This window comes from Streptosporangium subroseum, assembly GCF_900188345.1.
GTDB classification, from domain to species: domain Bacteria; phylum Actinomycetota; class Actinomycetes; order Streptosporangiales; family Streptosporangiaceae; genus Streptosporangium; species Streptosporangium subroseum.
On the sequence record NZ_FZOD01000012.1, the window covers coordinates 158,124 to 170,079 of the forward strand.

At 69.4% G+C, this 11,956-nt stretch carries 10 protein-coding genes; 3 read left to right on the plus strand and 7 right to left on the minus strand.

The annotated features are described in order from the left end of the window. Window positions 1–18: 18 nt before the first annotated feature. Together dapA and CHC08_RS15205 are read left to right on the plus strand one after the other, a co-directional pair. Window positions 19–945 carry a 4-hydroxy-tetrahydrodipicolinate synthase gene (gene dapA, locus CHC08_RS15200; protein WP_089207915.1) on the plus strand — a complete coding sequence of 309 codons (927 nt, stop codon included), beginning with the start codon at window positions 19–21 and terminating at the stop codon, window positions 943–945. Window positions 946–1,119: 174 nt separating this feature from the next. Continuing rightward, window positions 1,120–2,805, plus strand: coding sequence for a ribonuclease J (locus CHC08_RS15205; protein WP_089207916.1), 1,686 nt, complete (start codon window positions 1,120–1,122; stop codon window positions 2,803–2,805). A 145-nt stretch (window positions 2,806–2,950) separates the two neighbouring features. Here CHC08_RS15205 and CHC08_RS15210 read toward each other — a convergent pair whose 3' ends face one another. The 7 genes from CHC08_RS15210 to CHC08_RS15245 form a co-directional block, all read right to left on the minus strand. After that, window positions 2,951–4,048: a hypothetical protein gene (locus CHC08_RS15210; RefSeq protein WP_089207917.1), complete on the minus strand. Its 1,098-nt coding sequence runs from the start codon at window positions 4,046–4,048 to the stop codon at window positions 2,951–2,953. 266 nt (window positions 4,049–4,314) lie between these two features. After that, window positions 4,315–5,571, minus strand: a complete 1,257-nt coding sequence (locus CHC08_RS15215; RefSeq protein WP_089207918.1) for a glucarate dehydratase family protein — start codon at window positions 5,569–5,571, stop codon at window positions 4,315–4,317. Next, a complete protein-coding gene (locus CHC08_RS15220) occupies window positions 5,565–6,470 on the minus strand; it encodes a 5-dehydro-4-deoxyglucarate dehydratase (RefSeq protein WP_089207919.1) in 906 nt (301 codons plus the stop codon). Before CHC08_RS15220 ends, CHC08_RS15215 begins: the two co-directional genes overlap by 7 nt. Before the next feature lie 261 nt (window positions 6,471–6,731). Then, window positions 6,732–7,523 carry an IclR family transcriptional regulator gene (locus CHC08_RS15225; protein ID WP_245878331.1) on the minus strand — a complete coding sequence of 264 codons (792 nt, stop codon included), beginning with the start codon at window positions 7,521–7,523 and terminating at the stop codon, window positions 6,732–6,734. Between the two features lie 192 nt (window positions 7,524–7,715). Continuing rightward, a complete protein-coding gene (locus CHC08_RS15235; protein ID WP_089207922.1) occupies window positions 7,716–8,576 on the minus strand; it encodes a carbohydrate ABC transporter permease in 861 nt (286 codons plus the stop codon). Continuing rightward, the gene (locus CHC08_RS15240; protein ID WP_089207923.1) at window positions 8,573–9,484 is read right to left on the minus strand and encodes a carbohydrate ABC transporter permease; all 912 of its coding nucleotides are present in this window, start codon (window positions 9,482–9,484) and stop codon (window positions 8,573–8,575) included. The genes CHC08_RS15235 and CHC08_RS15240 overlap by 4 nt, the downstream gene beginning before the upstream one ends. Next, on the minus strand, window positions 9,481–10,791 hold the full coding sequence (locus tag CHC08_RS15245; RefSeq protein WP_089207924.1) for a sugar ABC transporter substrate-binding protein: 1,311 nt from the start codon (window positions 10,789–10,791) through the stop codon (window positions 9,481–9,483). Before CHC08_RS15245 ends, CHC08_RS15240 begins: the two co-directional genes overlap by 4 nt. A 183-nt stretch (window positions 10,792–10,974) precedes the next feature. Between CHC08_RS15245 and CHC08_RS48260 the strand changes: the two genes are divergently transcribed. Further along, window positions 10,975–11,928, plus strand: coding sequence for an NAD-dependent epimerase/dehydratase family protein (locus CHC08_RS48260; RefSeq protein WP_143653229.1), 954 nt, complete (start codon window positions 10,975–10,977; stop codon window positions 11,926–11,928). The last annotated feature ends 28 nt before the right edge of the window (window positions 11,929–11,956 follow it).

The window sequence follows — 11,956 nt, forward strand, 5'->3', positions numbered from 1 at the left end:
CCAGGTAGCGTTCGGTCTATGGCAGCGCCAATTCGAACCTCCGACGCCCCCTTCGGCCGCATGCTGACCGCCATGGTCACGCCGTTCACCAGTGACGGTTCGGTCGACTACGAGGGAGTGCAGCGCCTGGCCACCTACCTGGTGGACAAGCAGCGCAACGACGGCCTGATCGTGAGTGGCACGACAGGTGAGTCTCCGACGACCTCCGACGACGAGAAGGAGCGCATCCTGCGTGCCGTCGTCGAAGCGGTCGGCGACCGCGCCGTGGTCGTGGCGGGAGCCGGCAGCAACGACACCCACCACAGCGTCGAGCTGGCCAAGAGCGCCGAGCGCGCCGGGGCCCACGGTCTCCTGGTGGTGACGCCTTACTACAGCAAGCCACCGCAGGAGGGGCTCTTCCGCCATTTCACCGCCGTGGCGGACGCCACCGACCTGCCGGTTATGCTTTATGACATTCCTGGTCGCAGTGGCGTGCCGATCCTGACCGAGACGCTGGTACGGCTTGCCCGCCACGAGCGGATCATCGCGGTGAAGGACGCCAAGGCCGACCTGTTCGCCGGGTCGCAGGTGATGGTGGCCACCGGACTGGTCTTCTACTCGGGCGACGACACGCTCAACCTGCCGTGGCTCTCGGTCGGGGCCGCGGGGTGTGTCAGTGTGATCGGGCACGTTGTGGGCGCCGAGATCGCCGCGATGGTGGAGCTGTACCGCTCGGGAGACGTCTCGGGCGCGCTCGCCCTTCATCGCAGGCTGCTTCCGGTGATCTCCGGAATCATGGCGCAGGCCGGTGGCGCGATCATGGCGAAGGCGGCGTTGGCCCTGGTGGGGCAGCCTGTGGGACCGCCGCGACTGCCGCTGGTGGAAGCCACAGAAGAGCAGGTGGGGCGACTGCGCGAAGACTTGATCGCGGGCGGCGTGAAGCTGTCCGACGAATTTGGTGCGTAAGCAAGTACGAGAAAGAACGTGGCGGCCGTCAGTGGCCGCAGTGGAGAGGAACGGGAGTTTGAGAGACAGAGGACATAGCGGTCCGCTGGGGGACGGAGTGCTGGGCGAGGGCGTAGTCCTTCCGTCCGGGAAGTCCGCTGACGCGTGCACGACGTATGAAAGAGGTGTGGCCGAATGAGTCACCCGCACCCCGAGCTCGGGCCGCCGCCGGCGATGGCCGAGGGCGCACTGCGCATCGTCGCGCTGGGCGGTCTCGGCGAGATCGGCCGCAACATGGCGGTGTTCGAATACGACGGCCGCCTGCTGATCGTCGACTGCGGGGTACTGTTCCCCGAGCCCGACCAGCCCGGCATCGACCTGATCCTGCCCGACTTCGAATACATCCGGAATCGTCTGGACGACATCGAGGCCGTGGTGCTGACCCACGGGCACGAGGACCACATCGGCGCCGTGCCGTACCTGCTCCGGGAACGTCGCAACATCCCGCTCGTGGGTTCGAAGCTGACGCTCGCGCTGATCGAGGCGAAGCTCACCGAGCATCGCATCCAGCCGACCAAGCTTGAGGTCGTCGAGGGAGAGCGGCACCGGTTCGGGCCCTTCGAGTGCGAGTTCTTCGCGGTCAACCACTCGATCCCGGACGCGCTGGCCGTCGCGATCAGGACGCCCGCGGGCATCGTGCTGCACACCGGCGACTTCCGGATGGATCAGCTGCCCAGCGACGGGCGACTGACCGACCTCGGCGGGTTCGCCCGGCTCGGGGCCGAGGGCGTCGACCTGTTGATGTCGGACTCGACCAACGCCGAGGTGCCGGGTTTCGTCACCAGCGAGCGGGAGATCGCGCCGGTCATCGACGAGGTGATCCGCACCGCGGAGAAGCGTGTGATCGTGGCGAGCTTCGCCTCCCACGTCCACCGCGTCCAGCAGGTCATGGACGCCGCGGACCACCACGGCCGCAAGGTCGCGCTGGTCGGCCGCTCCATGGTGCGCAACATGGGCATCGCCCGTGATCTCGGCTACCTGAGGGTTCCGCCGGGTCTGATCATCGACCCGAAGGACCTCGAGGCCTATCCGCCGGAGGGCCTGGTGCTCATCTGCACCGGGTCGCAGGGCGAGCCGATGGCCGCGCTGTCGCGCATGGCCAACCGCGACCACCCGATCCGGGTCGCCGAGGGTGACACCGTGCTGCTGGCGTCGTCGCTGGTGCCCGGTAACGAGACCTCGGTCAACAACGTGATCAACGGACTGGTCCGCTGGGGCGCCCGCGTGGTGCACAAGGGCAACGCGAAGGTGCACGTCTCCGGCCACGCCGCCGCGGGCGAGCTGCTCTACCTGCTCAACGTGACCCGGCCGTCCAACTTCATGCCGGTGCACGGCGAGTGGCGGCACATGCGGGCGCACGCCAAGCTCGCCGCGCTGACCGGGGTGCCCGAGGACCACATCGTGATCGCCGAGGACGGCGTCGTGGTGGATCTGTTCGACGGCCGCGCGAAGGTCGTGGGTGCGGTCCCCGCCGGTTACGTGTACGTGGACGGCACCTCGGTGGGCGACGTCACCGACTTCGCCCTGAAGGACCGTCGCATCCTGGGCGAGGAGGGCTTCATCTCCGTCGTCATCGTGGTCGACTCCGCCACCGGCAAGCTCGCCGGCGGTCCGGAGATCCACGCCAGGGGATCGGGCATCGACCCGTCGATGTTCGACGCGATCCTGCCGGAGGTCGAGAGGGCCCTGCAGGACAACGCGGCCGACGGGGTGGTGGACGTCCAGCAGGTTCGCCGGGTGGTCCGCAGGACCGTCGGGCGCTGGGTGAGCGACACCTACCGTCGCCGCCCGATGATCATCCCCGTGGTGATCGAGGTCTGACACCTTCTCGCCGTGCGGCGGTTCCCATCGCCGCACGGCGAGGGTGCCGGCGATAAGAACCGCCGCGCGGTAAGGGCACCGCCGCTGGTCCTTGCCGCCGTACGGTGAGGACGCCGGTGATGTTTCTCACCGCCGTACGTCCGTCCTATCGCCGTGCGGCGAGGGCGTCGGTGATGGCGCGCAGGCGGCCGGCCGAGGCGAGGCCCCCGTGGTAGATGTGAAACTCCTCGGCGCCCGCACTCGCGTAGCGGTCCATCTCCTCGCGCATCCGGACCGGGTCGGCCGGGCGCGGGGGCAGCGCGAGCACGTAGGCGCCGATACGCGTCCCGGGTGAGGCGAGGGCGCGCAGGCGGGCCAGCTTCTCCGCGGAGGGCTCGACGTCGCCCCAGCAACTGCCCACGAGCGTCCGCACCGGGTCCTTCGGTCCGGCCCAGGCGAACGAGCCCGTCGCCCAGGGGTCGGGGCTGGCGTGCAGGGTGACCGGGAGCGCGCCCGCCTCCGGGATGACCAGCCGCTGGAGCTCCTCGGACAGTCCGGTCCGCACCTCTCGTACGGCGGGCGCCAGGTCGCCCAGCGCGTCCTCGACCGAGTCCGGAGAGCCGTCCACCCCGGCCCGCACCAGCGGCGCGAGCCCCCACGGGTATCGCCCCGCGCAGGCCGCGCAGAAGCACAGGGAGAGCAGGTCGGCCTGGACCTGGCTCCAGTCGGCGCCGTCGGTCTTCTCGTGCGTGCCGCCGTGGCGGAAGCCCATCGGGCCGCACGCCTCCAGGATCACCGCGTCCGGCTCGCCCAGCTCGACGATCTCTCTGACGAGCGTGCGGCAGTAGTCGGCGACATCGGGGTGAGAGGGGCAGAGCGCGTAGGGGTAGGTGTCGCCGAAGGCGTTGCGGACCGTCAGGTCGGGGTCGGCAGAGCCGAGGGGGGAGCTGTGCGTGAGCACCACCCAGGCGTGCACGGCCAGGCCCTCGGCCCGCAGTAGGTCCCGTGCCCGGATGAAGGCGTCGGGCGAGGTCCACGACGGGGTGGCGGGGACCAGCCGGCCGGTCCAGGCGGACGGGCGCACCGGCACGTAGCAGGCGGCACGCGCGTCGACGAGCCGATGCGTCGGATGGAACGGGGTGGCCGCCCGGACCGAGTGGTAGGAGGCCGCCAGCGCGACGGCGTCCACGCCCAGGGCCGCGAGCCGGGCGGGCGCGGCCGGGTCGCCGAGGACGTCCCAGGGATAGGCGTAGATCACATTCATGTCGTGTCCTCACATGTTCGCCGTACGGCGATGCGGGTGATCCCTGCGATGCCGCACCGTCCGCCGTACCTGCCCCGAATTGGGGAGTGAGCACGGTCTCGGGCGGAGGAGATCATCCGACGTGCCGCTCCGGAGCGGGCACGGCGCAGGCGCAGGAGATAGCCCCGCCGTACCCGCTCCGGATCGGAGGACAGTTATGGCCGTGGGTGGAGGGGATTGTCCCGCCGTACCCGTTCCGGAACGGGCACGGCCGTGGGCGCGGGAGATCACCAGCGGGGTCTGGCCGCCGAGAAGGACGGGTCGAAACGGCGCATGTAGGAGGTGTCGTCGCGGGCGGTGACGCCACATTTGAGGTACTGCTCGTGCATCACGGCCAGCGCGTCGCGGTCCAGCTCTATCCCCAGGCCCGGTCCGGTGGGCACCGGCACGGCGCCGTCGACGAAACGCAGGGCGCCGGGGGCGACCACGTCCTGGCCGTCCTGCCAGGGGGTGTGGGTGTCACAGGAGTGGGCGAGGTTGGGGATCGTCGACGCGAGGTGGGTCATCGCGGCGAGGCTGATGCCGAGATGGGAGTTGGAGTGCATGGACAGCTCGATGCCGAACGTCTCGCACAGCCGGGCGAGCTGGGTGGAGCGGACCAGGCCACCCCAGTAGTGGTGGTCGCAGAGCAGCACCCCGATCGCGCCGAGCCGGATGGCGGGTGGCAGGTGTTCGAAGGTGACCACGCACATGTTGGTGGCCAGGGGCATCGGCACCTCGGCCGCCACCTCGGCCATGGGGCCGATGTCGCCGGTCGGATCCTCCAGATACTCCAGCACTCCGCTCAGGGCCCGGCCCACCTCGATAGAGGTCTCCGGCGACCACATCGCGTTCGGGTCGAGGCGCAGGGGATGATTGGGAAAGGCGTCGCGCAGCGCGAGGGTGGCCTCGATCTCCTGCTCGGGAGGGAACACGCCCCCCTTGAGCTTGATCGACTGGAAACCGTACTCACCGATCAGCAGCCGGGCCTGCTCGACGAGGCCCGCCGGATCCAGGGCGGCGCCGAAGCGGTCCGCGGGCTCGCCGGGATGCCCGGCCCACTTGTAGAACAGATACGCGCTGTACGGCACCGCGGACCGGATCGAGCCGCCGAGCAGGTCCGACACCGGGCGCCCGATGGCCTTTCCCCGGATGTCCAGGCAGGCGACCTCGAAGGGGGAGAAGACCCGGTCGACGCTCTTCTCCCTGGTCGCGACGCCCGTCAGCCCGTGCAGGTCGGTGACGGCCTCGCCGACCGAGGCGCTCACCCGCGCGTAGATCTCGTTGGTGGAGTGGACGTCCAGCCCGAGCAGTTCGCGGGCCGTGGCCCGGACCTTCTCCAGGTGGCCCAGGTCTCCGTAGGTCTCGCCGAGGCCGGTCAGTCCCTCGTCGGTGACGACCTCGACGATCGTGCGCAGCGCCCACGGCTCGTGCACGCCGGCGGCGTTGAGCAGGGGCGGGTCACGGAAGGCGACGGGGGTGACCCGGATCTCCTTGATCAGCATCCCGCGATCTCCGTTCCGGCCGTGATCAGGCGTTCCAGCCGGGCGAGGTGCTCCGGGGTGGGGTCGGTGAGGGGGGCGCGGACGCCGCCCACGTCGAGGCCGCGCAGCCGTACCCCGGCCTTGACCAGGCCCACGGCGTATCCGGGGACCAGGTCGCGGAGCTCGACCAGCGGCAGGTAGAAGTCGGTGAGCAGCCGCTGGACGAGCTCGTCGTCGCCTCCCGTCACGGCCTTGTTGAAGGCCAGCGCGACCTCGGGGGCGAAGCAGAACACCGCACTGGAGTAGAGCGTGACGCCCAGGCCGCGGTAGGCGGGGACGGTCATCTCGGCCGTGGGCAGGCCGTTGAAGAAGGTGAACTCGCGGCTCGTCGTCCGCCGCACGGTCAGAATGATCCGCTGGAGCAGGTCGAGGTCGCCGAATCCGTCCTTGATGCCGATCACGCTGGGCATGTCCGCCAGCTCGGCCGCCGCGGCGGGGGTGAAGCGGGCGTTGCCCCGGTGGTAGACGATGATCGGCAGGTCGGTGGTGGCGGCCACCTCGCGGACGTAGCGGACCAGACCGTCGGCCGGGGCGCCGACCAGATAGGGCGGCAGGAGCAGGAGGCCGTCGGCGCCGTTCGCGGCGGCGGCCTCGGCGCATGCCTGGGCGAAGGGCAGCGCGCCGCCCGCCCCGGCGAACACGGGCACCCGGCCGGCGGCGGTCGTGGTGGTGACGGAGACGACGCGGGCGTACTCGTCGAGGCTCAGGGCGTGGAACTCGCCGGTGCCACAGGCGGTGAAAACACCTCCGGCCCCGGCTTCGACCCCTCGGCCGACATGTTTGGCGAGCACCTCCTCCGCCACGTCGCCGTCGGCCCCGAAGGGCGTCACAGGAAAGAAGAGAACACCATTGAGACGCATGTCCCACCCTTGTCATCGCGGTCGTTCACTTGTTTCGCCCACCGGGAGGAAGCGGGAAGGCCGAGGCCGACGCTTCCGGGCACGCTCATGCCCGATCCCGGCGGGGAGAGGTCAGGGAGAAGGTCACCCGGTGGGGGGAGTCCGGGAGACGGGAAGCGGTCACCCGCCGGGAGGAGGTCGAGGGACGAGGAGAGGTCCTCCGGCGGGAAGAGGCCGGGGGACGGGGAAAGGCCGGGGGAGAGGTCGCCCGGTGGAAGAAGGTCAGCGGATACCCTCGCGGCGCAGCGTGGCGGAGAGCTTGCGCGTGTGCCTGACCACCGCTTCGGTGATCTTCTCGACCTCGCCGGGTGGCAGGTCGGAGGGCATGGAGCAGCTGATCGCGTCGGTGGCCGGGATGCGGTAGTCCACCGCGCAGGCCACGCAGGCCACGCCCGGGGTGCCCTGCTCGTGCTCGAAGGCCCAGCCGCGCGTGCGCACCCGGTCCAGCTCGGCGGTGAGCACGGCGAGGTCGACGATCGTGTTGTCGGTGATCGGGGAAAGAGGACTGGGCAGCAGCGCGGCCACCTCGTCGTCGGTGAGCTCCGCCAGCAGGACCTGGCCGAGCGCGGTCACGTGGGCGGGAAGGCGCCGTCCGACACGCGGGATGACGTGGTGCACCTCGCGGGACTCGCGACTGGCCAGGTAGAGCACATGTGCGTCGTCGCGACGGGCGAAGTGCACGGTGCGCCCGATCTCGGCACGCAGGTCCTCCAGGGTCTCCTGCGCCAGCGGCAGCGCGGGATCCTTGTCCAGGTAGGCGGTGCCGGTGAGCAGCGCGTGCGGGCCGATGCCGTACGCGGAGCGGACCTCGTCCGCCTCGATCCACTTCAGCTCCAGGAGCGTGCGCATCAGGGCGTGCAGGCTGCTGCGTGGATAGCCCACGCGCTGCTGCAGCTCGGACAGGTTGAGCTTCACCGGTGAGGCGGCCAGGGTCTCCAGGATCCGGACCGCCCGCTCCGCGGACTTGACCAGCGACGGCTCCATGCGGGTCCCATCTCCGTGGACGTGTGCCATGGCGGTCAGGATATTGGATGCCATCCATATACATGGACACGCACGTGGACGAGTGTGCGGACGGAAGCATGAACGGGTGCGTGGACGGATGCGTGGATGAGTGCGTGAGCGAGGACGCGGACGGGCATGCGGGTGAGGCCCCGGACAGGCATGCGGGTGAGGACGCGGGTGGGAGCGGACGCATGAGGCTCCCTAACCCTTGATGGCGCCGCTGGTCAGGCCGCGCATGAACTGCCGCTGGAAGATCAGGAACGCGATGATCGACGGCAGCAGCGCCAGCAGGGACGCCGCGAGCAGCACGCCGATGCCGGACTCCTCGTCCGCGCGCAGCGATCTCAGCGCGATCGGCAGCGTCCACTGGCTCGACTCCGTGGCCACGATCAGCGGAAGCAGGTACTGGTCCCAGATCATCGTGAAACCGAACACGCCGATCACACCGAGCGCGGGCCTGCACAGCGGCAGGATGATCGTGAAGAACGTCCGCAGCTCGCCCGCCCCGTCGATGTGCGCGGCCTCCTCCAGCTCGACCGGCACCTCCTTCATGAACTCGGTCATGACCAGGATGGAGAAGCCCCAGGCGCCGACCGGCAGGATCATCCCCGCGTAGGAGCCGATCAAGTCGAGATGGAACGGGGGCACGTCGGCCAGCACCACCGAGAGCGGGATGATGATGACCTCCTCGGGGAGCATCATCGTGGCCAGCATGATCAGCAGCACGATGGTCATGCCCCTGAATTTCTTGCGCGCCAGGGAGTAGGCGGCGAAGACGCTGACCAGCATCTGCAGCAGCAGTCCGAACCCGACCACCACGAAGGAGTTGAGCAGGTAGCCGTAGACGCCCATCTCGCCGGCCCGGAAGAAGTTCTTCAGGGTGAAGCCGTCCGGCACTATCGAGAAGCCGGTCGGGTCGAGCGTCTCGCCGAAGGCGCTGACCAGCAGCCCCACCAGCGGCCCGGTGAAGACGATGACCATGCCCCCGTAAAGCACCGTCTTCACGATGATCGCGAGCGGTCCGCGCCTGTCCTCCAGGCCGAGTGCGGTGTCGAGTCTCATTTCGGCTGCCTCCTGCGCAGGAACTGGACCAGCAGGGTCAGCAGCAGCGTGGCGACGAACAGCACGATCGATCCCGCGGCCGCGACCCCGAGATCGCCTCGTTGCAGGCCGAGCTTGTAGATCAGTGTCATCAGCACCTCGCTGGAGCCGTTGGGCCCGCCGTTGGTGAGGACGTAGACCTCGACGAACACCCGCAGGCCCCGGATGGCGGCCAGGGTGAACAGGATCCAGAACACCGGGCGCAGCGCCGGCAGCGTCACGTGCCGCAGCCGCCGCCAGGTGGACGCGCCGTCCACCGCCGCGGCCTCGTACAGCGTGCGGTCCACCCCGACCAGCCCGGCAAGGAAGATCATCATGTCGTACGGCGTGCCGCGCCAGATGCCCATTCCCATGATCGACAGCAGGGAGGAGTCCTCGCTGGCCAGGAACGGCTGCGGGCCGATGCCCAGCCAGCCGATGATGGTGTTGAGCATTCCCGTGTCGCCCGGGTGATACATGATCCGCCAGACCTCGGCGACCGCGGCCATCGTCGTCACCACGGGCAAGAACGCCGCGGTCCTGACGAACCACAGATACCGGGCCTTGCCCTCGATGAGGAGCGCGAGCAGCAGGCCCAGGACGAGTGAGCCGACCGTGGTCCCCAGCGCCAGCGCCGTGCTGTGCCACATGGCGCTGACGAACGCGCCGTCGGACAGGATCGTGCGGTAGTTGTCCGTGCCCACCCACTCGTCGCCGAGATACGGGCGAACCTCGAAGAAGCTCATCCGCAGGCCCTCGAACATGGGGATGAACTTGAAGTAGAGGAACAGCAGCAGCGCGGGGGCGAGGAAGAGCCAGGCGGTCAGAGTCCCGGACCGACGCCCCGGCCCCTGCCGGGGCGTCGGTCCGGACGGAAGAGTCGTGGTCATGAGGCGTGCTGGGTCTGCAGTTCCTGGGTGAACTTGCCGTCGAGTGCGGTCATCGCCGCCGTGACGTCGGCGGAGCAGTCGGCCCAGACCGTGTTGATCGCGTCGGCGGAGATCTGCCGGAACGGCGTCCAGTTGGGCACCGGCTGGCTGTATTCGGCGTCCTTGTAGGCGTCCTGGAAGACCTTCCAGCGCGGGTCCTTCCGTTCGGCGGCGAGGTCCACCCCGCTGTTGATCGGCAGGCGGACGATGGGGCCGGGGGCGTCGCCGTTCATGCCGACCCGCTGGCCTTCGGGGGAGACCGCGAAGTCCACGAACTTCTGCTGGGCGGCTTCGTCGCCGGAGCCGGCCATCATGTAGACGTTCTCGCCCTCGCCGAGGGTGCCGGGACCGCCGGACGGGCCCTTGGGAACCGGGATGACCTCGATCTTGTCGGTTCCGATGTTGGTCACGAACCTGGCCAGCACGTAGGGGCCGACCAGGTAGATGCCGCCCTGGCCCTTCTCGAACACCTCGTGCGTGACGGTGGTGTCGTTGCTGACCGCGCCCGGGTTGACCGTCTTCGCGGTGCAGAACTGGTCCTGCAGCCACTTCACGGCCTCGACGGCCTTCGGATCGGCCATCCCCGGCGCGAACTTGCCCCCGCCGGTGGGCCTGAGGAACTCGCCGCCGTTGGCGTAGATCAGCGATGAGGCGTACCAGGACGCGTACCCGCGTGTGGTGGTCGCGGGGATGACAAAACCCGAGGTGTCCTTGGCGCCGTTGCCGTCCGGGTCGTCGTCGGTGAACGCCTTGGCCAGCTTGGCCAGGTCGTCCCAGCTCTGGGGGACCTCCTGGCCGACCTTCTTCCGCCAGTCCGAGCGGACGATCAGCGCGAACGCCTGGGCGGAGAAAGGCGTCCCGTAGAACTTGCCGTCACCGGCCTGCGCCGCCTTCCAGGCCTGCTCCGAGATCTTGTCCGCACCGGCCAGCTTGGTCTTGTCGACCTCGCGCAGCCAGCCCTGCTGCTGCATGTTGCCCAGCTGGGCGGTGTCGTTGATGACGATGTCGGGAAGCTTCTTCTGCGCCGCCTGCTGCTGCAGCTTGGTCTCGAAGTCGTCGAAGAGCGCGACGACCTTCGCCTTGATCCCGGTGGCCTTCGTGAACGCCGCCGCCAGCTTGTCGGCGGTCTTCGCCGAGTCGGACGCGGGGACCTGGCGGATCCAGATCTCCAGCCCCTCGTCGGAGCTCTGCGCTGACGAGCAGCCCGCCAGTCCTATGGCCATGGTCATGGCCACGGCAACGGGGACCCCGAGCAGACGACGTGACATCAGACCGCCTCCTGTTCACATATGTGGATGACTTATGTGGATGTGGCACCTGTCCAGCAGAAGGTAGTCAGTGATGCAGATCACAGTCAACGGTTTGCTTCACTGAATGATGTTCATGGATGTGAATCTCGTCCGATTTGTGGATGATGAGCGACGATGTCAAGCACTACGGAGGAGATGACCATGCGTGTTCTCGTTACAGGCGCCGCCGGAATCGTCGGCACCATGCTCCGGCCCCGCCTCGCGCGGCCGGGCCGAGTACTGCGCCTGCTCGATCTCGTCCCGATCGACCCCGGTCCCGGGGAGGAGGCCGTCACGGCCGACCTGACCGATGAGGCCGCGGTCCGGGCGGCGATGGAGGACGTGCAGGCGGTGGTCCACCTGGGCGGGCTCAGCCGAGAGCGCCCGTGGGCCGACACCCTCCACGTGAACATTCACGGCACCTACGTCCTGCTCGAGGCGGCCCGCCAGGCGGGGATCCGGCAGGTCGTGCTGGCCGGCAGTCACCACGCGGTCGGCTTCCACCCCCGCACGCCGACCCCCGCGCAGCCCTCCGGCACCGTACGTCCGCCTGATACGGCGCGGCCCTCCGAGACGGCCGCGCAGCCGTCCGGCACCGCGCAGCCGTCCGGTATGGCGCAATCCTCCGATACGGCGGCGCAGTCGTCCGGCATGGCGCAGGCGCCGGACGCCGAGACCCCGGGTGGCGCGCCGGACTATCTGTTCCCCAGGCCGGACACCTTCTACGGCGTCAGCAAGGTCGCCGCCGAGGCGCTCGGCAGCCTCTACCACGACCGGTTCGGCATGAACGTCGTGGTGATGCGGCTGGGCTCCTGCGCCGAGCGCCCGGTCGACACCCGGGCGCTGTCGACCTGGCTCTCACCCGGAGACGGCGCCCGGCTGGTGGAGGCGTCCCTCGTCGCAGACGGTTTCCACGTGGTGTGGGGCGTCTCGGCCAACACCCGCCGCTGGTGGTCGCTGGAGGAGGGCCGGGCTATCGGCTACCACCCCGAGGACGACGCGGAGTCGTACGCCGCCTCCCTGATCGCCGATCACGGCGAACCCGACCCCGCCGACCCCGTACACGCCCTTGTCGGCGGCGTCTTCTGCACCCGTGAGCTCGGCGGCATCTGGTGACCTGACGAATGACCCGCGGCCGATTCCC

Bases quoted from the DNA above. Each gene is read 5' to 3' on its own strand.
- dapA (WP_089207915.1), top strand. From the start codon at position 19: ATGGCAGCGCCAATTCGAACCTCCGACGCCCCCTTCGGCCGCATGCTG.
- CHC08_RS15205 (WP_089207916.1), top strand. From the start codon at position 1,120: ATGAGTCACCCGCACCCCGAGCTCGGGCCGCCGCCGGCGATGGCCGAG.
- CHC08_RS15210 (WP_089207917.1), bottom strand. From the start codon at position 4,048: ATGAATGTGATCTACGCCTATCCCTGGGACGTCCTCGGCGACCCGGCC.
- CHC08_RS15215 (WP_089207918.1), bottom strand. From the start codon at position 5,571: ATGCTGATCAAGGAGATCCGGGTCACCCCCGTCGCCTTCCGTGACCCG.
- CHC08_RS15220 (WP_089207919.1), bottom strand. From the start codon at position 6,470: ATGCGTCTCAATGGTGTTCTCTTCTTTCCTGTGACGCCCTTCGGGGCC.
- CHC08_RS15225 (WP_245878331.1), bottom strand. From the start codon at position 7,523: ATGGCACACGTCCACGGAGATGGGACCCGCATGGAGCCGTCGCTGGTC.
- CHC08_RS15235 (WP_089207922.1), bottom strand. From the start codon at position 8,576: ATGAGACTCGACACCGCACTCGGCCTGGAGGACAGGCGCGGACCGCTC.
- CHC08_RS15240 (WP_089207923.1), bottom strand. From the start codon at position 9,484: ATGACCACGACTCTTCCGTCCGGACCGACGCCCCGGCAGGGGCCGGGG.
- CHC08_RS15245 (WP_089207924.1), bottom strand. From the start codon at position 10,791: ATGTCACGTCGTCTGCTCGGGGTCCCCGTTGCCGTGGCCATGACCATG.
- CHC08_RS48260 (WP_143653229.1), top strand. From the start codon at position 10,975: ATGCGTGTTCTCGTTACAGGCGCCGCCGGAATCGTCGGCACCATGCTC.